Raw genomic sequence first — 23,847 nt, 5'->3', positions numbered from 1 at the left:
AACCTATGGACCTGACGCGCTCTCATCAGACGCTATCCTGGCCGAAACATGCGGGGTCAAACTCAGTTAGTCATTACCAACTTTATGGTACTACCAACGACTTTAGGGACTGAGGGATAGCGCTGTCAACCCTGGGGAAACGCGTATCGCCGGAATGTGAATGCGATTCTGGTTGGCGGACTTGTGGATGTCAAATGGTATCCAACCAAAGATGGCCGGAAGCCTATCGCCATGCAGAGGGCTCACGCCAAGCCTGCGCCCTTCCGGCGCCACCCCCTTAATGTAAAAGGCTTATGGGTGGGGAAAGTCATGGGGCTGGTGGGGGACAAGTTGACGGCGCCCGAGCCTGGTCTGGGGTCTTTTCCCATTGACATCCCCAGATCATGTCTCCAATAATTAGATACCGTCTGCTATCTAGTGAATGACGGTGAAAGATCGTCAAACCGACCGACGTGTGGTGGGGAACAGGAGACAAGGAGTTGTCGATGAATGCAGAGACACGCGATCAGCGGAGTGGCCGTGCGGAAGGGATTTCGGCCACGGTGCTAAAGCAGATTTACCGGGAAATGGTACGGATTTCGGCTGTCGACGTGGGCATCCGGCACGGGCTCGCCGCAGGGAAATTCCAGTTCAATTACTGGCCCGTGACGGGGCAGGAAGCCATCCCGGCATGCCTCGCGCCGCTGATCGGCAAGGACGATCATCTCGTCACGACTTATCGGGGCTGGCATGACCATGTGGCGAAAGGCGTCCCGTTGCGCGAAGCTTTCGCCGAAGCCTTTGGTCGCGTGGATGGTATCAATCGCGGAAAGGGCGGCCCGCCTCACCTCGTGGACCCGGACTGCGGTGCGATGCTGACCACTGCGATCGTCGGTGCCGGTGCGCCTGTCGCGAATGGTCTGGCGTTGGCAGCCAAGGCGCGCGGCACTGGGCGTGTCACAGTCGTGAATTTCGGGGACGGCGCTACCAGCATCGGTGCGGTACACGAAGCGGTGAACATGGCCGGTGCACTCAGGCTGCCGGTGTTATTCATGCTGCAGAACAATCAGATCGGCGAATACACGCCGGTCGCGGAGTACACGGCGACAAACCAGTTCGTCGATCGTGCCTCTGGCTATGGCATCAAGGGTATCCGCGCTGATGGCAACGATATCGTGGCTATGTACAGGGCGGCGCAGGAGGCCGTGCGCTACCTTCGCGAGGGCAACGGGCCGGTGCTGTTCGAGGCCGTTACTTTGCGCCTGGGGCCGCATTACGGTGTGACCCCGCCGGACCATCTGGACCGCGAGGCGTTGGAGCGCGGTCAGCGTGAGGCACCGATCCCGCGTGCGCGCAAGCTGCTGATCGAACAGGAGATCGCGACCGAGGCGGAACTGGCTGAAATGGAGGCGGCGGCAAAGGCGGAAGTCGACGACGCGATTGCCTGGGCGCTGCAGCGGCCGCAGACGCCAGTGTCAGAACTCGAGTGCGACGTGTACGACAGGCCGGAGTATGTTCCGCGCCCCGGCAGCTATCCGGTCTTTGCGCAACACGAAGGCGCCTTCACGGGTCCGAGCACTCAGCTCTCGGTGGGCGGTGCAGTGCGTGATGCGATGGACGTGGCGATGGCCGCCAGCAAGGACGTCATCCTGCTCGGCGAAGATGTGGGGAAGCCGGGCGGCCTGCAGAAAACTTCTGTCGGCCTGTACGACAAGTATGGCGGCGACCGCGTGATTTCGACGCCAATCGCCGAAACGGCGATCATCGGGGCGGGTATCGGTGCTGCTCTGGCGGGAATGCGTCCGATCTGCGAAATCATGTTTAGCGATTTCCTGGGGGTCTGCCTGGATCAGGTGGCCAACCATGCTGCGAAGCAGCGCTTCATGTCTGCAGGCAAGACATCGGTGCCGATGACGATGCGGGTCATGGTCGGCCCAAATCCCATGGGAGGCACCGGCGCGCAGCACACCCAGTCGCTCGAGGCATGGCTGCTGCACGTGCCTGGACTGAAGGTCGTCTATCCAAGCACACCGCGAGAGGCAAAAGGGTTGCTCACTACCTGCATATGGGATGAGGATCCGTGTGCGATCTTTGAGAACCTCAAGCTGCTGCATACGCAGAAGGGAGAGGTTCCTCAGGGCGATTACCGTATTCCCCTGGGTGTTGCCGACATCAAGCGTCCAGGCAAGGACATTTCGGTTCTGACTTACGGCTGGCAGGTTCACGAGGCACTCGCAGCCGCCTCGGAGCTGGCCGGAGAGGGAATTGACGTGGAGGTTGTCGATCTGCGCTCGCTGCTGCCGCTTGATTACCCGACGGTATTCGAATCCGTCCGGAAGACGCGCCGTGCACTGGTGCTGACGGCAGCGACCCGGTTCGGCGGCTTTTCCGGCGAAGTTGCCAGCACCATCAACGAAGAATTGCACCGTGAACTGCACCTGCCGGCGCAGCGCATGGGTGCGCTGTTTGTGCCAATCGGCTATGCGCGCCATCTGGAAGCCGCGCAGATGCCCCGTGCCGCAGGAATCGCGGCGCGTATCCGTGAAATCGTAAAGGGATAACAATCATGACCATGAGTGTGTGCGTGCCGCTGCTGTCGATGTCGATGAGTGAAGGAAAGATTGTGGAGTGGCACGTCGCGGACGGCGCCCAGGTGGAAGCAGGCCAGCCGTTGTATTCGATCGAAACCGAGAAGACAGTCGTTGATATTGAAGCCCCGGCGTCTGGCACTGTGCAGCATAAGGTTCCAGAAGGCGGGACCGTACCGGTTGGTGAGGAAGTGGCGCTCATTGTCTGACGCAAGGGGCGAGAACCCCGGGGAGACATCATGAAGAAAATCGATCTGAGCCGGCGAGCGCCGGCTCATGCGCCGGACGCGTTTTACCAGCACGTGCTCGACTGTGACAGTCGCCCGGTGCCTGAGGTGCTCCGGTTGAGCCAGCCGTTGCGCGAGGGGCCTTCAGAGGTTCCAGTCGAGTTGTACACGTCGAAGGCGATACACGACCTGGAGGTCGAAAAGCTCTGGAAGCGTGTATGGCAGATGGCGTGCCGCGAGGAAGAGATCCCGGAAGTGGGAGATACCTACCTGTACCAAATCGCACATCTGCGCTATATCGTCGTGCGCACGGCGCCCGACCGCATCCAGGCGTTCGTCAACGCATGTCTGCATCGCGGTCGACAGCTGGTGGATTACCCGGGTAAATGCGAGCAGTTCCGGTGCCCTTATCACGGCTGGGCCTGGGAGATAGATGGAACCGTGAAGCAGGTAACGGGGGCCTGGGACTTCCCGCAGGTTTCCGATCCCGAGGAGTGGCGTTTGCCGGAGGCGCAGGTCGGAACGTGGGGAGGATTCGTTTTTATCAATCCGGATCCGCACGCCACGCCCCTGAATGAATTCCTGGGTGACATCGACCAGCTGTATGAGCGTTATCCGCTCGAGCAGCGCTACATCGCCGGTCACGCGGCCAAGGTCATCAACACCAACTGGAAGGCTGCGCAGGAAGCTTTCATGGAGGGGTGGCACGTACTGGCGACGCATCCCCAATTGCTACCGCAATCGTCGAATCACGATGTGCAGGTCGACGTGTTCGGTAATTACGCTCGTGCCATGCAGGTCAACATGGCTCCGAGTTCGGCGTTGAAGTGGACGCCCTCCGAACAGGAGATGGTCAACGCCATGCTGGACGTGCGGCTGGATGATGAACCCTCCGTCAAACTCGAGGAGGGGATGACCGGGCGCCAGAAAATGGCGGACATTTCGCGCGACGCCCTGCGAAAGGTGCTGGGCGAGGAAGCCGAGAAATATTGCGACGCTGAACTGGTGGATTCGTTTTACGTGAACCTGTTTCCAAATCTCCATCCGTGGGCAGCGTTCAGCCGTATCTGTTTCAGGTTCCGGCCGTACGGCGACGATCCGGGTAAATGCATTCAGGACGTATACATTCTCTCGCCATTTAAGGGTGAGCGGCCCAAGCCGGCGGCGCTTCGCCTTCTGCGCGACGATGAAGACTGGACCAGGGCGACCGGCGTTAGCAGTTATCTTGCCCGTATCCTGAACCAGGATCTGAACAACATGGGACCCTGCCAGCACGGGCTTCAGACGATGGCGCGAAAGACGATCAACTTCGGACGCTATCAGGAGGCGAAGATTCGCCATTTTCACAAGCTGCTGATGCAGTGGCTCAGTGATGAAAAGTGATGGCGGCCACGTTCGCGTTCTGCCGCTGGACGTCGCATTTGATGTGAGGCCCGGGGAAACCGTAATGCACGCCGCGCAGAGGCATGGGTATTACTGGCCTACGGTCTGCGGCGGAGAGGGTGAATGTGGGGTCTGCCGGTGCAGGCTGACAGACGGTGCCGAAGCAACCCTTCCGCCGACGCAGGCGGAAAAAAATGTATTGGAGCAGGGCCAGACGGGAGCCAACCGTGAGCGGCTCGCCTGTCGCCTGCGCATTGATGGTCCGGTCACCATCGAGAAGGTAGGCATTCGGCGGCGATAGCGGGTTCGCGACGTGGACGGTATTGCGTCGTGGATTTCGGTGGGCGCCTGAATGAAGATGCCGGATCGGGAAAATTTTCCAGGAGTATCAGATGGATGCGCTTGAGAAACTGCTGGCCTTTTAGGAGATACGGCAACTGCTGTCGCGCCGTGCCAGGCTGATTGACGGAAAGCACTGGGATGAGCTGGAAAAACTCTACGCGGATGATGTGCCAGCGCATCACCTGGGCACCCACAGCAACAAGGCACTGGTGACCGAAGTGGCGAAGCGCCTCGAGGGCGTGAGATCCATCCATCAGTTGCATCTGCCCGAAATTTCACTCATCAGCGCGACTACCGCCAGGGCCATCACGCCGATGGAGGATCTGCTGCTCTGGGAGGAAAACGGAGTCGGCCACTGGGCGCACGGCTATCGTCACTATCATCAAGGGTTTACGAAGGTTGGGCGCGGCTGGGTGATCAGCGACCACAGGCTCACACGGCAATACAGCCGGCAGGGAACGGGTGATTGTGACTTCACTGCTGCGGCGCCACAGGGCAGCGTCAGGTTCGCAATGGGGATTACGCCGTTACCACGCGATTTTCCCTGAAGCTGGAGTCGATAGGGAGGGAGGCGGATGAACCCGGATATATTCGTGAGTGGCCGCATTGGCGTGATTGGTGTTGGAGCGATGGGGCGCCCGCTGGTCACGCGTCTTTCGAGGCGAGGCTTCGACGTCGCAGTTTATGTGCGGCGCGAAGAATTGAAGGCGGAGCTCGAGGCCGAAGCCATCACGGTCGAGCCCGATATTCAGGCACTCGCCAAAGGGCGTGATTTCGTTATTCTCTATGTGTATTCAGACGAGCAGACACGAGCGGTCTGCTTCGATGACGGGTTGGTGGATGCCATGGACCGCGATGCGATCCTCATCATCCATACGACGGTCAGCCCCAGGACCGTGCAGGCCATCGGTGCTCGCGCGGAAGCTCGGGGTGTGCGCGTCGTCGATGCGGGCGGCGCCTGGGCGCCGGCTTATACCGCGCTCGGCGAAATGAACCTGATGGTCGGTGGCGATCCTGAAGACCTGGCGCGCTGCATGCCGGTCCTGGAAACCTACGCTTACCCTGTGCATTACGCGGGGCCTTTGGGCTCTGGCATGTGCATGAAACTTGTTAATAACGCGGCCATCGGTGTACATCTTCAGCTCGCTTCCGAAGTGGTTCGCATCGGGCGGGAACTCGGTCTTGACAGCTATCGGCTGCTGCGCGGATTGACGCATTGCACGGGAGGCAGTACAGCAATGCGTCTGATGGCCGGCGCCGTGACCGAGGAGCGGTTCTGGGCGCATGGCGGTCCTTTCATCTACAAAGACCTCAAGGTCGTCGAGGAAATGGCGGCGCAGCTCAATCTGGATCTGGGGCTGATCGGCGAAATGAACAGGCCGTTGATCGAGAGTCTTGCGAAGCAGGAACGCGATTAATTCGTCCTTCCCGCCATTACGACATGCATGCCACGCCCTAATGAACCGGCCGTTCGGAGTCGTCGAGGAGCAGAATCAACCGGAGGACGGGAAGAGGAGGCGGCCAGCCAACCCTGATCAAGGTGGAAAGGCGGCGGGCATACCGGAGTATGCGCGCCGCCGTCGCTCATTCACGATGCGTCGATTGTACTTGTTACGCTTCGTCGGCCTCAGACAGCCCATCAGCAAGGAGGACGCGCATAGTCTGAAGAAATGCTGCAGCCCCGGCACCGTCGACGACGCGGTGATCGCACGACAGTGTCAGTTTCATCCGCTTGCCAGCGCGTAGCGCGCCGTCGCGGACTACCGGCACCTCACGCACAGCACCGACGGCGAGAATAGCAGCCTCCGGCGGATTAATGATTGCAGTGAACGCCTCGACATCGAACATCCCGAGGTTGGACACAGTAAAGGTGCCACCGACCCAGTCGGTCGGCTGAAGGGTGCGCTCGCGCGCCCGGCGCGCATATTCGCGTGAAAAAGTTGCGATTTCGCCCAGCGACTTCCGGTCCGCGAAGCGGAGCACTGGCGCCACCACGCCGCCGTCGACAGATACGGCGATGCCGACGTGGACGTGGTCGTAGCGGCGAATGTGCGTGCCTCGCCAGGAGGCGTTCATGCCGGGATGGGCGCGCAATGCGTGCGCTGCTGCCTGTACCACCATGTCATTAAAGGATACGCGCTGGGTGGCATTCTCATTTATCCGCTCGCGGCGCGTGACCGCAGCATCCATATCGACGTCCACGGTAACATAGAAATGGGGTGCTTGGGTCGTGCTTTCCACCAGGCGACGTGCGATGGCTGCGCGGATTGTACTGACAGGCTCCTGTGTGAAAGCTTCCCCTCCTTCTGCCGCAAGCAGCCCGGCAATATCTTCTCCCGCCGCGCCAAGCACTGCGATCAGGCTGCCGGGACAGACTGTTGTACCTTCAGCCTGCGCATACAGTACTACTCCTGCACCTGGCGACGGGAACTGGAATGTTTTGCCCCCGACATTGAGCTCGGCGAGCGGCGTGCGCGCCTGAACCGTTGCCCCCACCGGGTGGAGCCACCGCGTCAGGATGACGTCGGCATCGTCAGGCGCAGCGGGAACCCTGACAGTCGTACTCATCTGACTGCTCCGTAAGAGATTTGCGGGTGCGAGCTGGCAAGGTCTGTACGGCTCGCTGCGTGAGAGTGACGGACGGCTGTTTTGAGCAAGATATGTCCTCGATGCTTGGAAGATGGCTGTCGGCTTCAGGCAATTGCTGCCGACAGCACAGAATCAGGCTGTCCGGATGACAGATGGTGAACACTGGATAGTGCCTGCAATCTATGCTAGCCCGGTTCGCTATCGGTACAGAACCTGGGAAATCAGGGGATTGACCGTTGGATAGTATTTGCTATCATAAATCGAAACTAGTACAGACAGTTGCTGGAGACATCCCCCGATGAAAGTCAATTACCCTTCTCGCCTCAGCAGTCGTCGTGGTGCTGTCGCGTGCCGCACCCTGCGCGAGCGGGATAGCCCGGCGTGTCATCGGCAGTTGTTCCGGTGGATGATGGCGACCATGGAAGCCGATTTTCCGTCGTGAATGTCAGTGAAATGACGTGATAGAAAGCGCGGCATTTACCTGCGGCCGACAGTTTCCGGACGGACTGTCCAGAAGCTGGCAGGCGGGTATTGCCAAAACGAACAGGGGGCGCTGCCTTCCGGGGCGGCTGGATCCAGTCCAACTTATGGAGGAACTCACCATGCCAAATGACATTGGCTTTACCATCCGCCCGTTGAATGTTGGGGCTGAAATCGTAGGTCTGAATGTGAAGGCGCCTATCGCATCCGGCTCCCGGGATGCGTTGTACCAGGCCTGGTTGAAATACGGCGTCCTGCTGTTTCGTGAGACCGGCGCGACCAACGCGGAGCACCTCGCGCTCAGTCGCTGCTTCGGTGAACTCGAATTGCACCCCGTGCCAGAGATCCGGCTGAAAGAGGAGCCGCTCCTGATCGAGATTGGGGGGTCGCGTCGGGGGCAGGCGTTCGTATTCGACGGGACCGAGCTGAGGGCAGGTAGATTGCCGTGGCACCGCGATACGGCCTATACGCCCGAGTGCTGCAAGGGGGCCATCCTGCACATGGTGGAAGCCGCCGCGGAAGACGGCGAAACGATGGTTGCCGACACCGCTCTCGCGTATGACGCGCTGTCCGACGAGATGAAGCGACGCATCGCGCACCTCGAATACAAGGCGACGCTGCGGCTTGGCCCGATCGATCAGACGCGTCCTGGTGCTTTCTGGAGGACCGTCCGTCCGGCCACGCCCGAAGAAGATCCGGCAGCAAAGCCGGCAAACGTGAGCAAGGACGCCATTGCGCGATATCCATCCGTAGTGTTGCCGGCCGTCATCACGCATCCTGAGTCCGGGCGCAAGTGCGTGTTTCTCAGTCCCACTTACGTTGACGAGTTTCTGGATATGTCCGCTGAGGAAAGCGACGCGCTGCTCGCTGAACTTACTGAGCATATCACCAGACCGGAATTCTGTTACGTTCATCGCTGGAAGGCTGGCGACATGCTGCTGTGGGATAACCGGCGCTTTATGCACGCGGCGCGCGGCTTTCCGCTTAATTGCACGCGAAGAGGGTTGCGCACGACGCTGGCAGGCTCACTGAAGGTCGGACGATACTTCGATCCCGAGCCGGATCTGAGCAAAGCCGCGCCTATCGCAGATTGATCAACGGACTGGAACAGACGCCATGAAGGTCGTGCGTTATCTTGTTGGAGACGCCGTGCGTTACGGCGAGCTGCGGGGCGATTCGATCCATCCGTTGTCGGGCGATTTTCCTGACCTGTCAACTGATCGCAATGCCGCTCCGCTGGCGGTGGGCGACGTCCGGCTGCTCGCGCCGGTGCGGCCAGGAAAGGTAGTGGCAGTGGGGCCGAATTATCGCGCGCATCTGGTTGGGAGGCCGTTGCCGGAACGGCCGTTTCTCTGGATCAAGCCGCGAACAGCGGTCCTGGATCCCGGAGAGACGATCGTGATTCCGCAGTCGCTGCAGGGGCGTGCAGATGTGAATCATGAGAGCGAGCTCGCAATTGTGATTGGTCGCCGGATGCGCAACGTCGCAGCGCGTGAGGCGATGGACCATGTGTTCGGCTACACATGCATTAACGATGTGACGGCGGGCAACCTGGATGATCGGGCCGCATTCCGTGCTTCGGCCGATTTCGTGGATGGAAAGATCTTCGATACGTTCGGCCCGCTGGGTCCGCTGATCGAGACGGTTTTCGATCCGGCCGATGTTCGTATCCGTTGCCGGATCAATGGCGAGGTACGCCAGGACCACCGGACTTCGGGCATGATCTGGCCTTGCGACGAACTGCTTGCCAAGATCTCAACGGTGCTCACGCTTGAGCCGGGCGATGTGATCGCAACGGGTTCGCCGCCAGGCGTGGGAGCGATGCGTGCCGGAGACCTCGTGGAGGTAGAGATTGACGGTATCGGCGTGCTGCGCAATCGCGTCGAAGCAGAGCAGGCCGTCAGTTGACGGAGAGACACCCGGTCCGTCCAGCGATCCATGGCAGACGCGACATTTGCGTCTGCTTCCGGGTGACCGGCAACCGGTTTGCCGCAGCGAAGGCCGTCTCGCTACGCGGGCGGTCTTGTTTCAGAAGAGGAGTCCATCAAATGCGTGAACTGCGTCATCCCCTCACCCGGGCGGTCTATGGACTCGATCCGGAAACCGGCCTGGTTCGTGTGCAATATGAAGGTCGAACGGGTCTTTACAGTTGCACCGGCGAGCTAAAGAGCGGAGATCCTGTCGGGGCAGATCCGAATTTCTGCCTGTGGGTTGGTGGTCCACTGGTCGAACAGAAATACGACAAGCCATTCAAGAGCGTCTGATTACGTCAGCCCGAGGACCGATCTGAATCCCTTGCCGATCGGCCCTGTCGCGAAAGCCGCGGGCGTCCAAGCGCTTGCGGCGGGCACCGGCTGTATTGCGCGCGCCCACGCCGCTACCTCGATCTGCACCGCGGCAGGCGTCGCGTCGAACCGTGCGCTGACCCTACCGTGTTCCAGCGGTATGTTCAGTTGCCCCGCCGGACCGGGGCGGTTTTCTTGCGTCCGGCCACGGAAGAGGAAGGGGTCCTGGCAGGTGGCCGATGGCTGACGCCGTGCATCATAAAGGCGGTCATTTCATCGATCAATGCTCTGCGACTGGGGCGTTTGCCCGCAGAAAACAGCATATCGCTGAATAGTGCATTGGCAAACACGAAGCCGAACACGATACGTGTGGCGATGTGGGCATCGACTTCCCAGCCCGACTCTTCGACCGACTCGGCGGTGTACTCGCTCACCCGGTCGAGAAAGACGATCAGTGGCGAATGCGGGTCGCGTAGCACCTCCTTCAGTTCCTCGTCGTCGGCCTGCACCGCAAGCAGCAGAGCGCGCCACAATGGCTGATCTGCGCTCAACTGGTCGTAGAGCGTTTCGAGATAGTTACGCGCGCGTTCCTCGGTGCCGCGGATGCCCGGCTTGCGTTCTGTGCGTATCGCGTGATGAAACTGCTCCAGCATCAACTTGAAGGGAAGAAAGACTGCTTCTTCGAAGAGCTGGGCCTTGCTCCGGAAGTTACGAAAGATAAGGTGTTCGAGCACCCCCGCGTGCTCAGCGATCGCCCGCGTAGTCGTTTGCCCATAACCCCTCTGCCCGAAGAGTTCGCGCGCGCTCGAGAGAATCAGCTTGCGGATTTCTGCAGTGGAGCGTCTTTGTCTGACTGCAGGCGTCGCCGGGATAAACTCGAGGGGCGCTTCATCTTTGCTGTCTTTTGCCTGGAGTTTGCGGGTGGTCATGAACATGAGTACCTGAGTCGATGGAGATTCGCGCCGCCCGGTCGGCACGGCGTTATCGAGATGAAGTCGATTTACCGCAGACATCGTACTCGAACCGCGTCGACGCACCGTGTCTGCGGGCATCCCGTGTCTCGGAGGAGGAGCGGCCGTCCGGCGGCAGAGGCGGGCGAACCTCACCGGGCTTACCTTGTACGCTTGAGATCCTGTTGACTGCGCGGCGAATGCGTCAGTGTGGCTTTCCGGCTGGTGGATCTACTTCTGTCTGGTCGCCTTTGTTTTGGTGCCTCCCAGTGCCTGGTATCGCAGATAACGCTCTTCCAGGCGCTCCAGGTGTTCGCGGATGGCGGTTCGCGATGCCTCGATGTCGCGCTCGCGCAGGCTCTGGGTCAGGCGTCGCAGCGCCTTGACCGACAGATCGTTGCGATCGGGTCCAACGGTGGTGGCATAGTCGTGCATCAGTTCCATGATGGAAGCCATCACGAAAACAAGCACAGGATTGTGGGTCGCGTTGGCAAGGATATTGTGGAAGTCCACAAGATAGCCGAGTTTGGCGCCGTACTCCCGCCGCTTGTAGGCTGCCTCAGCCAGTTCGAGTTGCGCGTCAAGCGCAGCCAGATCATCCTCATCTGCGGATTCACAGGCTGCCTGGGCGACTGCCATCTCGATAAGCACGCGTGCCCGGGTCAGTTGCCCGATCGTGATACCGCGCAGCGCCAGCAGATCCTTCAGCCCCTGTGATAGCGATCGCACGCTCCCATTGCTGACGAAAGACCCCCCCTTCGGACCTTTCTGCAGAGTCACGACGCCAGACATTTCGAGGCTTCGCAGCGCCTCCCGGACGGCATTTCTGCCGACGCCCATTTCCAGCGCAAGGTCCCGCTCCGCAGGGAGCTTGTCGCCCGGTTTGAGTTCGCCCGTCCCAAGTTTTCGCCGGATCTGTTCCCCTATGATGTCGCTAACGCGCTTGGTTTTAACTGATTCGAATGCTGGCATTTGCTTGACGGACAATGTAAGTGATGCAGTTGGAAGGCAGAGCGTCCCAGCGGAGGAGGCCGCGAGGTCCGGTCTGCCGTGCGCACGATAGGAGAGATATGAGCCCCTTATGTCCACCTGATGGTAGATTCGGGTCCGGGGGTGTAAGGTACTACCTTCGTGCAGTGGCCCGCCGATTCTAGCAGACAAAGTTTGCGGGCCGTCAAACCAGCGGCGCTACAAGCACGCAGGCACTCTGACTTCCTTCGTTACGCAACTGCCTGCAATACAAGTGGGGGGCGCCGTTTGGGTAACTACCTAGTTGACCCATCGTTCGATGGGTCTTTATCATTGGTGCTACCATAATTCCGAATTTAGGCGTGGAGACCGCTTGATCACTTCTTCCTCATTCGTAACGCCGGGACAGGGTGTCGGATACCACAAATCTACTTCGGGTGCCGCATTGAGCGCCGGCGGAGTTTTCGCCCGCGATGCCGCCGTAATAATGAGCCATCCTGAGTTCTGCGGTTCTGTTCAACGGGCCGCAGTTGTTTTCAGCGGCGGTGTTGCCGCGGCCGGCAGGACGCGGGGCGCTCTTCTGCTGCGACACGGTGGCATCTGCGAGGACGCAGATCTGGATCGCCGTGATCCGCTTTATGGAGACTACATCGCATGAAGAATTCACCAGACGCGGTGCCCGTTGACGATATGGCGCCTGTTGTTGTCGACGGGAACGTCGCGCTGATCACGCTGACTTTTCCGCGGCGCCGGAATGCCTTGTGCGCCCAGATGCGCGCGCAACTCAGGCAGCGGCTCGAGGCACTCAATGCACAGGCATCCGTACGGGCAATCGTGCTGCGGGGAGCAGAGGGGCATTTCTGTTCGGGCGGTGATATCACCGAAATGCGCACGCGCACCGTGCTCGAAGCCCGGCAGGGATTCGAGCTTGCGACGTCGATTGCCCGGTTGATCGCGACCGGACCGAAGCCAGTCGTCGTCGCCGTTGAAGGTGTTGCGGTCGGTGCGGGACTCTCGATCGCCGCGCTTGCGGATTACGTGATCGCAACACCGGATGCAAGGTTCGCCGCGTCGTTCGCACGCATGGGACTGCTCGCTGACCTGGGTGGCATGTGGGGCCTCGTCCAGCGTGTGGGGGCCGCGAAAGCCCGCGAGTTGCTGGGACTCAGCCGCACACTCAGTGGCGCCGAAGCGTTGCAGATCGGCCTGGTCAATGAGGTCGCAGAAGCATCGCAGATCGAAAGCCGCGCGTCGGACATCGCGCGCGAATATGCGGCCATGCCACCGATGGCCATGGCATTTCTGCGCGCGGCTTTCGCGCGGGGAATGACTGCCATTGATCAGGTGACCACCGCGGAAATGGATCTGGCGACGGTGTTGAGTTGCAGTGAGGACCATCAGGAGGCGGTCCGCGCATTTGTCGAGAAAAGGGAGCCAAAATTTCATGGGCGCTGAGACCAGGGCCATCGCGGGTGGCCAGTATCGGCAACCCGAAAAGGAGTTCATCGAGCATCTTTCGGCTGGTCGGTTCATGTTGCCGAAAGAGACGGTGTCTGGCCGCTTCATCTTCCCGCCGCGTGTCGCCGAACCCCTGAGTGGGCGGACCTCACTCGAATGGCATGAGGCGAGCGGTCGCGGGACAGTTTACGCGGTGACTGTCGTTCATCCGAAGGCGCCAGATACACCTTATAACGTCGCGTTGATCGATCTGGCGGAAGGGCCGAGGCTTATGAGCCGCGTCATTGGCGTGCAACCTGATGAGGTCGTGATCGGCATGCCGGTCATGGCCCGCATCATCGAGGAATCGTTCGGCAAGGTGCTGGTCTTCGAAGCCATTTCCGGTGGAGCGCAAGCATGATCGACTCGAACGCCATGCGCGGAAAGACAGCGATTGTGGGCGCGGAGACGTTCGGCTGTGGCGTGTCGGCAGGCTATACCTCGACCGAGTTGGCGCACTGCGCGAGTATCGAGGCCTTGCGCGTGGCAGGTCTCTCGCCAGCCGACGTCGACGGTCTGTTTGTCGTCATTCCCGATGATGCAATGTGCGGCATGAGTTTTGCCGAAGCGCTTGGCATCCAGCCGCGCGTGATGGATAACAACCGAACCGGAGGCTCGTCGTTCCAGGCGCACGCGATCATGGCCGCGCTCGCACTTGACGCCGGCCTGTGTGATGTCGCCCTGATCGCGTATGGTAGCAACCAGCGCTCCGCCTTGGGCCGTCTCATGAGCTCTTCGCGTGCATCGCCGTGGGAAACGCCATATCGGCCACTGCGCCCGATTTCGTCCTATGCGCTGGCGGCTTCCCGTCACATGCACGAGTTCGGTACAACCCGCGAGCAGCTGGGTGCGGTAGCGCTGGCTGCTCGCCAATGGGCAATGCTCAATCCCGAGGCATTCGTGAGGACGCCGCTGACGCTCGACGAATATCTGTCTGCTCGGATCGTATCGACTCCGTTCGGGACACGGGACTGCTGTCTCGTAACAGACGGCGCAGCCGCCATCGTCATGACCCGGCAGGACCGGGCGCGCGATCTCGTACGTAATCCGGTGTATCTGCTCGGTGGAGCGGAATCGACCACGCACCGTGAGATTGCATCCATGCCGGATCTGACACGCACGGCGCTCGCGGACGCGGCTCCACGTGCATTCGCGCAGGCTGGTATCAAGCCCTCGGATGTCGACGTGGTCGAGCTTTACGACGCCTTCACGATCAATACGATTCTTTTTCTTGAGGACATGGGATTCTGCGCGAAGGGCGAGGGTGGCGCGTTCGTCGAGGCAGGCAATATCGCGCCTGGTGGCTCGCTGCCCGTCAATACCAACGGCGGTGGCCTTTCGTGCACCCATCCCGGTATGTACGGGCTGTTCACGATCGTGGAGGCGACACGCCAATTGATGGGTATGGCCGGTGATCGTCAGGTGCCCGGGGCATCAATTGCGATCGCGCAGGGCAACGGCGGGGAATTGTCACACGAGGCGCTGCTCGTCCTGGGCACCGCCGAGGTAGTCTGACCCCCCATGCTTAACTATACGATCTGCAAGTCGTGGCCCTTTGAGCCGGTCACCCAGGCGTTCACCGAGCGCGATACGATCCTGTATGCCCTGAGCCTTGGCTGCGGCCAGTCGGCCGATACCGCGCGGGCGCTCCCGTACGTCTATGAAAGAAAGCTCGAGGCCATACCGAGCATGGCATGTGTGCTCGGCAGTGCGGGTATGTGGTGGAGTGCGCCCGAAACAGGGGTTGACTGGCGTGCAATCGTGCACGGGCAGCAGGACCTGCATCTGTTCGCGCCGCTCCCGGTTTCCGGTCGCGTCGAGGCGATGCACAAGGTTGTGGCTATTGCCGACAAGGGGGCAGGGCGGGGCGCGGTCGCTGTCGTGCAACGCGACCTCTACCATTCGGGCACGCGCGAACCGATGGCACGGAGCTTCAGTACCACCATGCTGCGCGGGGATGGCGGCTTCAGTGCAGCGGATGGGCGGTCCGATGCGCTACCGGAAGCTCTGCCTGCATTGCCCGATCGTGAGGCGACGATTCACGCGACGTACAGTATCGCGCCGGATGCAGCGTTGCTTTACCGGCTGCTGGGTGATCTGAATCCGCTACACGTTGATCCTGAGGCCGCACGCGCGGCCGGCTTTGACCGGCCGATTCTGCATGGATTGTGCACTTACGGGATGGCTGCGCGAGCCGCACTTGAACATCTGCCCGGGGCTCACGCGAGAACGCTCAGGAGAATCGCCGCGCGGTTCACGGCGCCAATCTGGCCAGGGGAGACAGTGCGGTTCGAATTCTGGCCCGACGTTGCGAAGGTGGGGCGGTTCCAGTTCCGGGCGCAGGTCGACGCCCGAGGCAGCCGGGTTCTGGATCACGGTCTGATCGAGTTCAATGGCTGAGCGCGGAATGCGGGTTCCAGCATTAATCAACTTTACGGAGCAGGGATAACGTGTTACAGGGAAAGGTAGTTATCATTTCGGGCGCCGGCGCGGGAATCGGGCGCGACTTTGCGCGCGCCTTTGCCGCTCATGGTGCGAATGTCGTGGTCAACGATATCGAGCGTCCGGATGGCACATCGGCCGCTCATGCAGTCGTCGAGGACATTACTGCATCCGGCGGCAGGGCCATTGCGGCACCGGCCAGCGTTGCCGACCGCCAGGCAGCCGACGGGATTGTCGCAGTTGCCATGGACAGGTTCGGGCGTGTCGATTGCGTCGTGAACAACGCCGGCATCGTGCGTGACCGTCTGATCTTCAACATGACCGATGAAGAATGGCGGGACGTGATCGATGTGCATCTGAATGGTTCGTTCAACCTGACCCGGGCCAGCGCGCCCTACATGAAAGCCCAAGGCAGCGGAAGCTACATTTTCATGACGTCGACCTCCGGCCTGATCGGCAATGTGGGCCAGGCTAACTATTCGGCGGCCAAGATGGCGCTCGTGGGACTGTCGAAATCGGTCGCGCTCGACATGGCCCGTTACCACATCCGGTCCAACTGCATCGCGCCCTGGGCCTGGACGTCCATGATGGCGAGCATCCCCGCGGAGACTCCCGAGCAGCAGGCGCGCGTGGCGAAACTGAAGACAATGGAAAGCGCGAAGATCGCGCCGTTGGCTGTGTATCTGGCCAGCGATCGGAGCGCCCATGTGAGCGGACAGATCTTCGGCGTGCGCGCCAACGAACTGTACCTGTTCAACCAGATCCGGATGATCCGTTCGATTCATCGCGATGGCGGCTGGACGCCAGAGTCGATAGCTGATACCGCGATCCCTGCGCTCGAATCGAGTTTTTTCGAAAACGTGCCGGCATCGCAGCTTACGCCATGGGATCCCGTCTGACGCGTGCGGGAATGGCGCACCAAAGGTTTAACATAATGGTGCTACCATACCTCCCAATTTATACTGAAGACTCGGCGCACATGCGCTTCAGTAAGGGCAAACCAGTTCAAATGAAAACGTATCCCTTCATCTCATTCGTGTCCCGGCATGGCCGGCGGGCATCCCTCTGGCTTTCTCTCGCACTTGCGCTGGTGGCCATCATCCTGGGCGTGCTTTCTCCGTTTCAGCTTCAGGCGGTGTGTGTGCTGCTTGCAAGTGCGGTGCTCTACGCATTACTGCGCCTGCTCGCGGAACTGATCGAAGTCATCGTCGACACGTTGATGCCGCATTAAGGAGGACCAGCAAAATGAGTCATGGTCAACATGAAATTATCGTCGTAGGCGGTGGCATTGCCGGCCTCGTCACGGCTGTCCGGGCCGCCCAGAGCGGCAGGAAGATCGCCGTGCTCGAACGGCTGACCGACGACCGGTACGTGTGCAATACGCGTCTGACGGGCGGGGTGTTCCACTGCGCCCTTAACGACGTGCGCACGCCGGCGGCAGAGCTTACACAGATCATCGAGAAAGCTACGGAAGGCACGGCCACGCCCGAGCTGGCCGCGATGCTCGGTCATAACGCAAAACGCGCCGTCGAATGGCTGCAATCACTCGGGATCCGGTTCGTCCGGGGTAGCCCTGACCCGTGGCATAGCTTCGTGCTTGCGCCGCCGAACATCGCGCAACTTGGAAGGAACTGGCAGGGACGCGCGGGCGACGTGCTGTTGCGTTCACTGGAAACCGAACTACTCAGGCTGGGCGGGACATTGCTGCGCGGCCACGAAGCACGCTCGCTTGTGATGGAGGGAGAGCGTTGTACAGGTGTTCGGGTGATCTCGGCCGGCGGCGAAAACGAATTCAGCGCGCAAGCCGTTGTGCTGGCAGATGGGGGCTTTCAAGCAAACCGCGAGCTGCTTGCGCAATATGTTACGCGGCAGCCGGACCAGCTTGTCCAGCGCAACGCGGGATCGGGTGTCGGCAGCGGATTGCGTATGGCCCTCGAGGTCGGTGCGGCACTCGGTGAAATGAGCGGATTCTACGGACATGTGCTGTCACGCGACGCGCTTGTCAATGACATGCTCTGGCCTTATCCGTGGCTTGATGAGCTGCTCAAGAACTATCTGGTGGTGGGGGCGGACGGCCAGCGCTTCGTGGACGAGGGCAAGGGAGGCGTCTATGTGGCCAACCAGATCGCCAAGCTCGATGCCCCGGCTTCTGCGTGGGTTATCTGCGATGAGACGGGCTGGAACGGTGCAGGGCGCGAGCGCTTTCTGCCGCCCAATCCGAACCTCGAAAAGGCAGGAGCGACCGTGCTGCATGCGAGTACGCTGGATGGACTCGCTGCGGCGGCGGGACTTCCTGTGCACGCACTGCAGGCCGAAGTCAGGCGCTACAACGAGGCGGTGGCCAGTGGCCGCTGCGATCAGCTTGCGCCGCCGCGTAGCACGGCGAAATTTGAAGCCTTGCCTGTGGGGAAGGCGCCTTTCTACGCAATTCCGGTTGCAGCGGGCATCACGTACACGATGGGCGGACTGCGCATTGATGCACATTGTCGCGTGCTGACGACTGACGGTGAATCGTTCAAGGGCCTGTACGCGGTTGGCAGTACGACCGGTGGGCTCGAGGGCGGCCCGCGCGTTGCGTACGTCGGCGGCCTGATAAAGGCCGCCGTTACGGGGCTGGTCTGCGCTGAAGATCTTGGTTGAGGACATTATGAACAAGCCAGTTGAATTTTCACAGACGGCCTTTCGTGGTCTGCTTGATTATCTGGGTGCGTTCGCACACCGCTTTTCGATCGGCGGCGCCGACGAAACCGTGCGGCGCCAGGCACGCCTGAGCATCCTCGACACCATTGGTTGCATGGTGGCAGGGCTCGCTTCCACGGAAGGGCGAGCCTTTGCAGCAGTCGAGTCGCAGGACCATAGCTCGGACGGAACGGCATCGGTAGTCGGTGCAGCACGCAAGCTTGCACCACAGATCGCAGCCCGCATTAACGCTTACCTTGGCGACATTTTCGAGCTTAACGACCTGACTGGTGGTCATGCAAGTATCGCCGTTGTGCCGGCTGCACTCGCGCTGGCCGAAGCCGTGCAGGCGGACGGTCGTGCGCTCGTTGAAGCCGTGATTGTCGGCATCGAGGTTACTTCCCGGGTGTACGCCGCGTATTACGACACCATGAAGTCGTATGAGGAGACTGGTATTGCGCCGCCGGGCATTCCCTCGACCGTCGGGGCAACCGCTGCCGCAGCAAGACTCAGCGGATTGTCGGAACTGGAGACGTCCAACGCGCTTTCGATCGCCATGGCGCTTGCTGGCTGGTGTCCGGCGGAGGTGATTTTCGGGCAGGGCGGAACAATCAAACCGATGCTCTTCGGTGCGTGGCCGGCCAGCGTCGCGATCCAGGCGGTGCGCTACGCGAAGGCAGGTTTCGATGGCCCCGCGCGCGTACTCGAGAGTCCGATTGGCCTCTACTCGACGCTCGCTTACAGCTTTGACGCCAGCCGGATCACGGACCCGGACACATGGTATCTCGCGAAGCCGCGCCGCAAACGGCATGCGTGCTGCGGATATATCCACCCGGCGCTCGATGCTGTGGGTGAATTGCGCACGAACGGCACCGATGTCGTCGGCGCCGCGCGGATCGAGATCGGCATGCCCGCTTACATCATTCCTGGGGTATCGAAGACAGCACCCCCGCGCGCCGCGAACGAAGCGCGTTTTCATGCCCAGTACTGTGTGGCGCTTGCTGCTCTCGGGACCGATGTCATCGCGCCACGCCACAGTGTGGAGTTCGACGTGCATCTGCCGCAGGTATCGGCGCTGATGGAACGGATCCACATCGTCGAAGACCGCGAACTGAAGCACTACCACCAGTGCGTCGTACGGGGTTTCGATGCAGCGGGTCTCGAGCAGTTTTCGCTACGTATCAACGCGCCCAAAGGGTCGCCGGGCGCGCCGATGACGGATGCAGAAGTGCGGAACAAATTCATATCGCTGGTCGATGCGGACAGGACGGGAAACGCACTCGATGCCTATCTCGCGCGGTTCGACGCGCTTGAACAGGAAGAGCGCTGCGACTGGATCGTACGTGCAATTGCAGATCACAAAGAGGACTGAACATGAATCTGGACATTCAGAGCCGGCTTGCGCTCGTGACGGGAGCAGGGCGGGGTATCGGTGCGGCAATCGCGAAGGAACTGGGCGGTGAGGGCTGCGTAGTAGTTGTATGCGACAAGGATCTGGAGCCGGCGCAGCAGGTTGCTGCGGAAATTGAATCGGTGGGCGGCAGGGCACACGCAGTGAGCGTCGACGTATCCGACTTCGAGGCGACGCGGCGCTGCATCGCGGAGGTGACGGGATCCATTGGCGACATCGATATTCTCGTGAACAATGCCGGCTTCTCGCTTGACGGACCGATCACGGAAATGACGGAGGAACAGTGGGACCGCGTCGTCGATGTGTGTCTCAAGGGATGCTGGGCATTTACGCGTGAAGTTGTCCCGTCCATGATCCGCAAGAAGCGCGGGCGCATTATCAACATCGCATCCCGCGCGCATCTGGGTGAGTTCAACAAGTCCAACTATAGTGCCGCCAAGGCCGGTGTGATCGGCTTCACACGCGCGCTTTCAGTTGAACTCGGACAGCACGACATCACAGTGAATGCCGTCGCGCCCGGCCTGATCCGCACCGAGCGCGTGCTGGGATTGCGGTACTTTGACGACATTGATCGACGGGCAAAGCTAAGTACTCCTATCCAGCGGCCGGGCGTTCCCGAAGATATTGCTGCCGCGGTCGCGTTTCTTGCCTCCGAGCGGGCGGGTTTCATCTCGGGCGAGACGCTGCATGTGACAGGCGGCCGTTACTCGTCGACATGATATCCGGACGGGCAATCTGGCGGCGTGCAGGGCAGTAGTCGAACCCGCCTGCGTTTTTTAGTCGCGCATCGCCGATACCTCGTCACTGGGCGCGAGCCACAGGCCCCGAACAGGAGCGTCTGGTCAGAGGCGTAGGGTTCGCCGGCCGTCGACGGTTCGAGGCCCGGTTTCACGCGGGATCGGCAGGTGACGCGCGTCAGCATGCCCTGCGGCTACGGATTGTACCGATGCCTGCATCCGACATCCGGAGCCGTTGCGGTACCGCCCCAATTGATACCTGCATGGGCAGGGTAGGACTTGATTATGAACCACAACACCGATTTTACGTCAGACCGGTTCGACCTCATCGTCGCCGGCGGCGGTCTAGCGGGTCACAGTGCTGCCCTCCAGGCGGCCGACATGGGTGCCTCCGTCCTGTTGCTGGAAAAAACCCCGCGCTACGGTGGCAGTACTACGCAGAGCAGTGGCTCTTTCGCATTCGCAGGCACGCAGGCTCAACGCGACGCAGGCTACGAGGACTCGGCGCAAAACATGGAGGGTGACCTGGTTCGGGCGTCCGGAAATCTGGCCGACCCGAATCTCATCTCGCTTTACATCGAGCGCCAGGCAGACGCTTATGAATGGCTGCGCGCGCGAGGCGTGGTCTTTCATCCAGTCAGCCTGAGCTCCAACCAGGGCGTCCCGCGTACGCACGCGACCGACCCGACCCAGCTGATGGACGCACTACATGCGCGCGTCACGGAGCATCCGTCGATCCGTTATGTTTCGCCCGCGGCGCTGACGGGCCTGCTCGCACAGGGCAATCGTGTAACCGGGGTGCAATACGTTGCGGACGGCGAGGAACGGGAAGCGCTCACTACGGCGGGTGTCGTGCTCGCGACCGGTGGCTTTTCGCGCGATGCCGATCTGATCCGCAAGTTCGCCCCAAAGATGGCAAATGCATTGCGCCTCGGCGGAGAAGGTAATGCGGGTGATGGGCTTCGCCTCGCGTGGAAGCTTGGCGCGGATGTTGTCGACATGCCTTATGTCAACGGTACCTTCGGCATCTCGTTGAACAACTACCCGGATCCGAAGCCGCCCCTGGCTAGCGAGGCGCTACTGAGGCTGGCGATCTATCGGGGGGGCATTGCAGTCAATCTCGGTGCCGAGCGTTTCGCGGATGAGTCAGTTTCATACAAAACCCTTGGTGAACTGTGTCTTCAACAGAAGGACGGTGTCGGCTTCCAAGTGTGGGATCAGGACATTATGGATCAGTCTGTGCCAGCGCCGAATTCGACTGACTTCGAGAGTGCGTTTGCACGGGGGCTTGTGCGTCGCGCCGACAGCATTGCGGAACTCGCACGCTCGGTTGGGCTCGATGCCGGGAAGCTGGAGGCGACGATAAACCGCTACAACGAGGATGTGCGCGCCGGGCGCGATACGGTTTTCGGTCGAGCGAGCCTGGGCAAGGGATGGGGAACGCTGGTACCGATCGCGCGGGCACCGTTCTACATCTATCCGTGCACGACTGCCATTCTGGCAACGTACTGTGGCCTGAAAGCTAACCGTGAGATGCGTGTCGTTGACGTTCTGGGCGAGACCATTCCGGGATTGTTCGCAGCTGGTGAGATCGTCGGCGGATTTCATGGCAGCGGCTATATGAGCGGGTCTTCGCTGTCCAAATCCGTGATCTTCGGCCGGGTTGCTGCGGAAACTGCGCTGGCGGCAGTAAAGGAATCGGTATGAACGCGGAACGCAGTGTGCTGATCGTGCTGGGGCATCCGGACACGAAAGGTTTCGGCGGCGCGCTGGCCGCTGCATATGAGAAGGGACTCAGGCGCGCGGGATGTGCAGTGGACCTCATGCATCTGGGAGCACTGGATTTCGACGCTACGCCGCGTGGGCGACCGGGCCCGCTGGAGGATGATCTGGCCGAGGCGAGGGTGCGAATCACCCGGGCAAAGCACCTCGTACTGATCTATCCGACATGGCTGGGGGCAATGCCCGCGCGTATGAAGGGTTTCTTCGAGCGCGTGTTTGGCGACAACTTCGCATTCAGATTCAAGCCCGAATCGCTGCTGCCGGAACGTTTGCTGAGCGGGCGCTCGGCAGACGTTCTCGTCACGATGGATACGCCACCCCTGCTTTACCGGTTCGTGCTTGGAGCCCCGGGGCACAAGCTTGTGCGCTCAGGTATCCTGGCACCCGCAGGCATCTCGCCGATACGCGTGTTCTCGTTCGGTTCACTGAAGAAGTCATCTGATGAACAAAGGGCGGCCTGGCTGAAGCAGATTGAAACGAGAGGGACTACGAGGGGGCGAGCTCTTCTGGGGCAATGAGCACATCGCTAAGCAGGCTGTTATCCGCGCGCAATCATGTGGTTCCGAAACTTGAATCCGAGAGGGTTGACCCGTGGTTGTTTCCATAAACAAATCAGCGAACCTGGGCATACGGAGTGGGCACGCAACCGCCCTCTTTATCGTGTGGAAAAGATGCCGATCGAGCGCAAGGCCTGGTTTTGCGAGCCGGGGATGCGCGGACCAGCATGTCTCCCGATCGGGGTTGTGCCGGTTTGATGCGTACATGCAGACCGTACGGCTGTATATGTGCGAAAGCTTCAAGACGAGTAATGAACTAATCTGACAGGTATTCCACAGGAGACAATGTGCTCGAGATACATCCGCTCGCCGACGGCTATAAGTACGGAGTGGTCTCATCACGCTACCGATGGATTGTGCTTGGTATCGCCTGGGTCGCACTGTTCGTGACTTATATCAATCGTATAGCATGGGCCAATGTTGTCACGAGAGCAAGCATAGCGTTTCGGCTCCCCATTGCTGCGCTTGGGATGTTCGTCACTGCGTTTTATATTGGCTATGTCCTGGCAAACGCAGTCAGCGGCATCGTGACCGACAGATTGGGAACTCGTGTCACCCTACCGTGCTCGTTGCTGTCGCTGGGTGGATTAACTTATGCATTCAGCTTCGTGCATTCAGTCGCGGGTGGAATGGTCGTGCAGTGCCTTATGGGGGTAGCAACTGGTGTTGACTACGCCAGTGTTGTCAAGATCGTTGCGGAGTGGTTTAGGCACGAGCATCGTGCACGCGCGATTGGAGCGGTAATTACTGCGATCTCAACCGGCATTGTCGCAGCGAACACGACGATTCCTGTTGCGTTACTTGATTTCGACTGGCGATATATGAGTTGCTTGGTGTCGTGACGATAGCCGTGTCGATCATTGCATTTGTGCTGTTGAAGGAAGCACCCAAGACAAACCTCGGCGCGGCGTACCGATGGAGCCTTCGATCCGTCGGGCCCTTTCCTGCGA

At 60.6% G+C, this 23,847-nt stretch carries 24 protein-coding genes; 21 read left to right on the top strand and 3 right to left on the bottom strand.

The genetic code is table 11. The features are described 5' to 3' along the window. Positions 1–485: 485 nt before the first annotated feature. The 6 genes from QCE79_RS35800 to QCE79_RS35780 all read left to right on the top strand — a co-directional run bounded on the left by QCE79_RS35800 (position 486) and on the right by QCE79_RS35780 (position 5,937). On the top strand, positions 486–2,540 hold the full coding sequence (locus tag QCE79_RS35800) for a thiamine pyrophosphate-dependent enzyme (protein ID WP_309852943.1): 2,055 nt from the start codon (positions 486–488) through the stop codon (positions 2,538–2,540). 5 nt (positions 2,541–2,545) lie between these two features. Further along, complete coding sequence (locus QCE79_RS35795; RefSeq protein ID WP_309852940.1) at positions 2,546–2,776, top strand: lipoyl domain-containing protein; 231 nt, start codon at positions 2,546–2,548, stop codon at positions 2,774–2,776. 30 nt (positions 2,777–2,806) lie between these two features. Next, positions 2,807–4,177, top strand: coding sequence for an aromatic ring-hydroxylating dioxygenase subunit alpha (locus QCE79_RS35790; protein WP_309852937.1), 1,371 nt, complete (start codon positions 2,807–2,809; stop codon positions 4,175–4,177). After that, positions 4,167–4,478: a 2Fe-2S iron-sulfur cluster-binding protein gene (locus tag QCE79_RS39615; RefSeq protein ID WP_404989491.1), complete on the top strand. Its 312-nt coding sequence runs from the start codon at positions 4,167–4,169 to the stop codon at positions 4,476–4,478. Before QCE79_RS35790 ends, QCE79_RS39615 begins: the two co-directional genes overlap by 11 nt. Before the next feature lie 127 nt (positions 4,479–4,605). Then, complete coding sequence (locus tag QCE79_RS35785) at positions 4,606–5,067, top strand: nuclear transport factor 2 family protein (RefSeq protein WP_309852965.1); 462 nt, start codon at positions 4,606–4,608, stop codon at positions 5,065–5,067. Positions 5,068–5,094: 27 nt separating this feature from the next. Further along, positions 5,095–5,937, top strand: coding sequence for an NAD(P)-dependent oxidoreductase (locus QCE79_RS35780; protein ID WP_309852932.1), 843 nt, complete (start codon positions 5,095–5,097; stop codon positions 5,935–5,937). 193 nt (positions 5,938–6,130) lie between these two features. On the opposite strand, the gene QCE79_RS35775 is transcribed toward QCE79_RS35780, so the two are convergent. Beyond that, the gene (locus QCE79_RS35775; protein WP_309852929.1) at positions 6,131–7,087 is read right to left on the bottom strand and encodes a 2-oxo acid dehydrogenase subunit E2; all 957 of its coding nucleotides are present in this window, start codon (positions 7,085–7,087) and stop codon (positions 6,131–6,133) included. A gap of 623 nt (positions 7,088–7,710) precedes the next feature. Between QCE79_RS35775 and QCE79_RS35770 the strand changes: the two genes are divergently transcribed. The 3 genes from QCE79_RS35770 to QCE79_RS35760 all read left to right on the top strand — a co-directional run bounded on the left by QCE79_RS35770 (position 7,711) and on the right by QCE79_RS35760 (position 9,852). Then, positions 7,711–8,682, top strand: coding sequence for a TauD/TfdA family dioxygenase (locus QCE79_RS35770; protein ID WP_309852926.1), 972 nt, complete (start codon positions 7,711–7,713; stop codon positions 8,680–8,682). A 22-nt stretch (positions 8,683–8,704) separates the two neighbouring features. After that, on the top strand, positions 8,705–9,496 hold the full coding sequence (locus tag QCE79_RS35765; RefSeq protein ID WP_309852923.1) for a fumarylacetoacetate hydrolase family protein: 792 nt from the start codon (positions 8,705–8,707) through the stop codon (positions 9,494–9,496). 140 nt (positions 9,497–9,636) lie between these two features. After that, positions 9,637–9,852 carry a hypothetical protein gene (locus tag QCE79_RS35760; protein ID WP_309852921.1) on the top strand — a complete coding sequence of 72 codons (216 nt, stop codon included), beginning with the start codon at positions 9,637–9,639 and terminating at the stop codon, positions 9,850–9,852. A 185-nt stretch (positions 9,853–10,037) separates the two neighbouring features. Here the strand turns inward: QCE79_RS35760 and QCE79_RS35755 are convergent, their stop codons facing one another. Further along, the gene (locus QCE79_RS35755; RefSeq protein WP_309852917.1) at positions 10,038–10,808 is read right to left on the bottom strand and encodes a helix-turn-helix domain-containing protein; all 771 of its coding nucleotides are present in this window, start codon (positions 10,806–10,808) and stop codon (positions 10,038–10,040) included. A 246-nt stretch (positions 10,809–11,054) separates the two neighbouring features. After that, the gene (locus QCE79_RS35750) at positions 11,055–11,810 is read right to left on the bottom strand and encodes a FadR/GntR family transcriptional regulator (protein WP_309852914.1); all 756 of its coding nucleotides are present in this window, start codon (positions 11,808–11,810) and stop codon (positions 11,055–11,057) included. 636 nt (positions 11,811–12,446) lie between these two features. On the opposite strand from QCE79_RS35750, the gene QCE79_RS35745 reads away from it, so the two are divergent. The 12 genes from QCE79_RS35745 to QCE79_RS35690 all read left to right on the top strand — a co-directional run bounded on the left by QCE79_RS35745 (position 12,447) and on the right by QCE79_RS35690 (position 23,739). Continuing rightward, entirely contained in the window at positions 12,447–13,247 is an 801-nt protein-coding gene (locus QCE79_RS35745) for an enoyl-CoA hydratase/isomerase family protein (RefSeq protein ID WP_309852911.1), read from the top strand. After that, on the top strand, positions 13,237–13,650 hold the full coding sequence (locus QCE79_RS35740) for an OB-fold domain-containing protein (RefSeq protein ID WP_309852908.1): 414 nt from the start codon (positions 13,237–13,239) through the stop codon (positions 13,648–13,650). The genes QCE79_RS35745 and QCE79_RS35740 overlap by 11 nt, the downstream gene beginning before the upstream one ends. Next, positions 13,647–14,804 carry an acetyl-CoA acetyltransferase gene (locus QCE79_RS35735; RefSeq protein ID WP_309852905.1) on the top strand — a complete coding sequence of 386 codons (1,158 nt, stop codon included), beginning with the start codon at positions 13,647–13,649 and terminating at the stop codon, positions 14,802–14,804. The genes QCE79_RS35740 and QCE79_RS35735 overlap by 4 nt, the downstream gene beginning before the upstream one ends. Before the next feature lie 6 nt (positions 14,805–14,810). Continuing rightward, positions 14,811–15,689 carry a MaoC/PaaZ C-terminal domain-containing protein gene (locus tag QCE79_RS35730; protein WP_309852902.1) on the top strand — a complete coding sequence of 293 codons (879 nt, stop codon included), beginning with the start codon at positions 14,811–14,813 and terminating at the stop codon, positions 15,687–15,689. A 50-nt stretch (positions 15,690–15,739) separates the two neighbouring features. Next, the gene (locus QCE79_RS35725; RefSeq protein ID WP_309852899.1) at positions 15,740–16,630 is read left to right on the top strand and encodes an SDR family NAD(P)-dependent oxidoreductase; all 891 of its coding nucleotides are present in this window, start codon (positions 15,740–15,742) and stop codon (positions 16,628–16,630) included. A gap of 110 nt (positions 16,631–16,740) precedes the next feature. Beyond that, positions 16,741–16,962: a hypothetical protein gene (locus QCE79_RS35720; protein WP_309852895.1), complete on the top strand. Its 222-nt coding sequence runs from the start codon at positions 16,741–16,743 to the stop codon at positions 16,960–16,962. A gap of 14 nt (positions 16,963–16,976) precedes the next feature. Beyond that, positions 16,977–18,371 (top strand): FAD-dependent oxidoreductase, encoded by a 1,395-nt coding sequence (locus QCE79_RS35715; protein WP_309852892.1) that lies wholly within the window; start codon positions 16,977–16,979, stop codon positions 18,369–18,371. Between the two features lie 7 nt (positions 18,372–18,378). Next, positions 18,379–19,782, top strand: a complete 1,404-nt coding sequence (locus QCE79_RS35710; RefSeq protein WP_309852889.1) for an MmgE/PrpD family protein — start codon at positions 18,379–18,381, stop codon at positions 19,780–19,782. A gap of 2 nt (positions 19,783–19,784) precedes the next feature. Then, positions 19,785–20,540: an SDR family NAD(P)-dependent oxidoreductase gene (locus tag QCE79_RS35705; RefSeq protein WP_309852885.1), complete on the top strand. Its 756-nt coding sequence runs from the start codon at positions 19,785–19,787 to the stop codon at positions 20,538–20,540. A gap of 303 nt (positions 20,541–20,843) precedes the next feature. Next, entirely contained in the window at positions 20,844–22,265 is a 1,422-nt protein-coding gene (locus QCE79_RS35700) for an FAD-dependent oxidoreductase (RefSeq protein ID WP_309852883.1), read from the top strand. Continuing rightward, positions 22,262–22,858, top strand: a complete 597-nt coding sequence (locus QCE79_RS35695; protein ID WP_309852878.1) for an NAD(P)H-dependent oxidoreductase — start codon at positions 22,262–22,264, stop codon at positions 22,856–22,858. The genes QCE79_RS35700 and QCE79_RS35695 overlap by 4 nt, the downstream gene beginning before the upstream one ends. A gap of 326 nt (positions 22,859–23,184) precedes the next feature. Next, positions 23,185–23,739 (top strand): MFS transporter, encoded by a 555-nt coding sequence (locus QCE79_RS35690; RefSeq protein WP_309852873.1) that lies wholly within the window; start codon positions 23,185–23,187, stop codon positions 23,737–23,739. Positions 23,740–23,847 lie beyond the last annotated feature (108 nt).

It is taken from the genome of Caballeronia sp. LZ003, from assembly GCF_031451465.1.
GTDB lineage: Bacteria > Pseudomonadota > Gammaproteobacteria > Burkholderiales > Burkholderiaceae > Caballeronia.
Note: the sequence above shows the minus strand (reverse complement) of the source record. Positions and strands in the feature narration are given on the sequence as shown.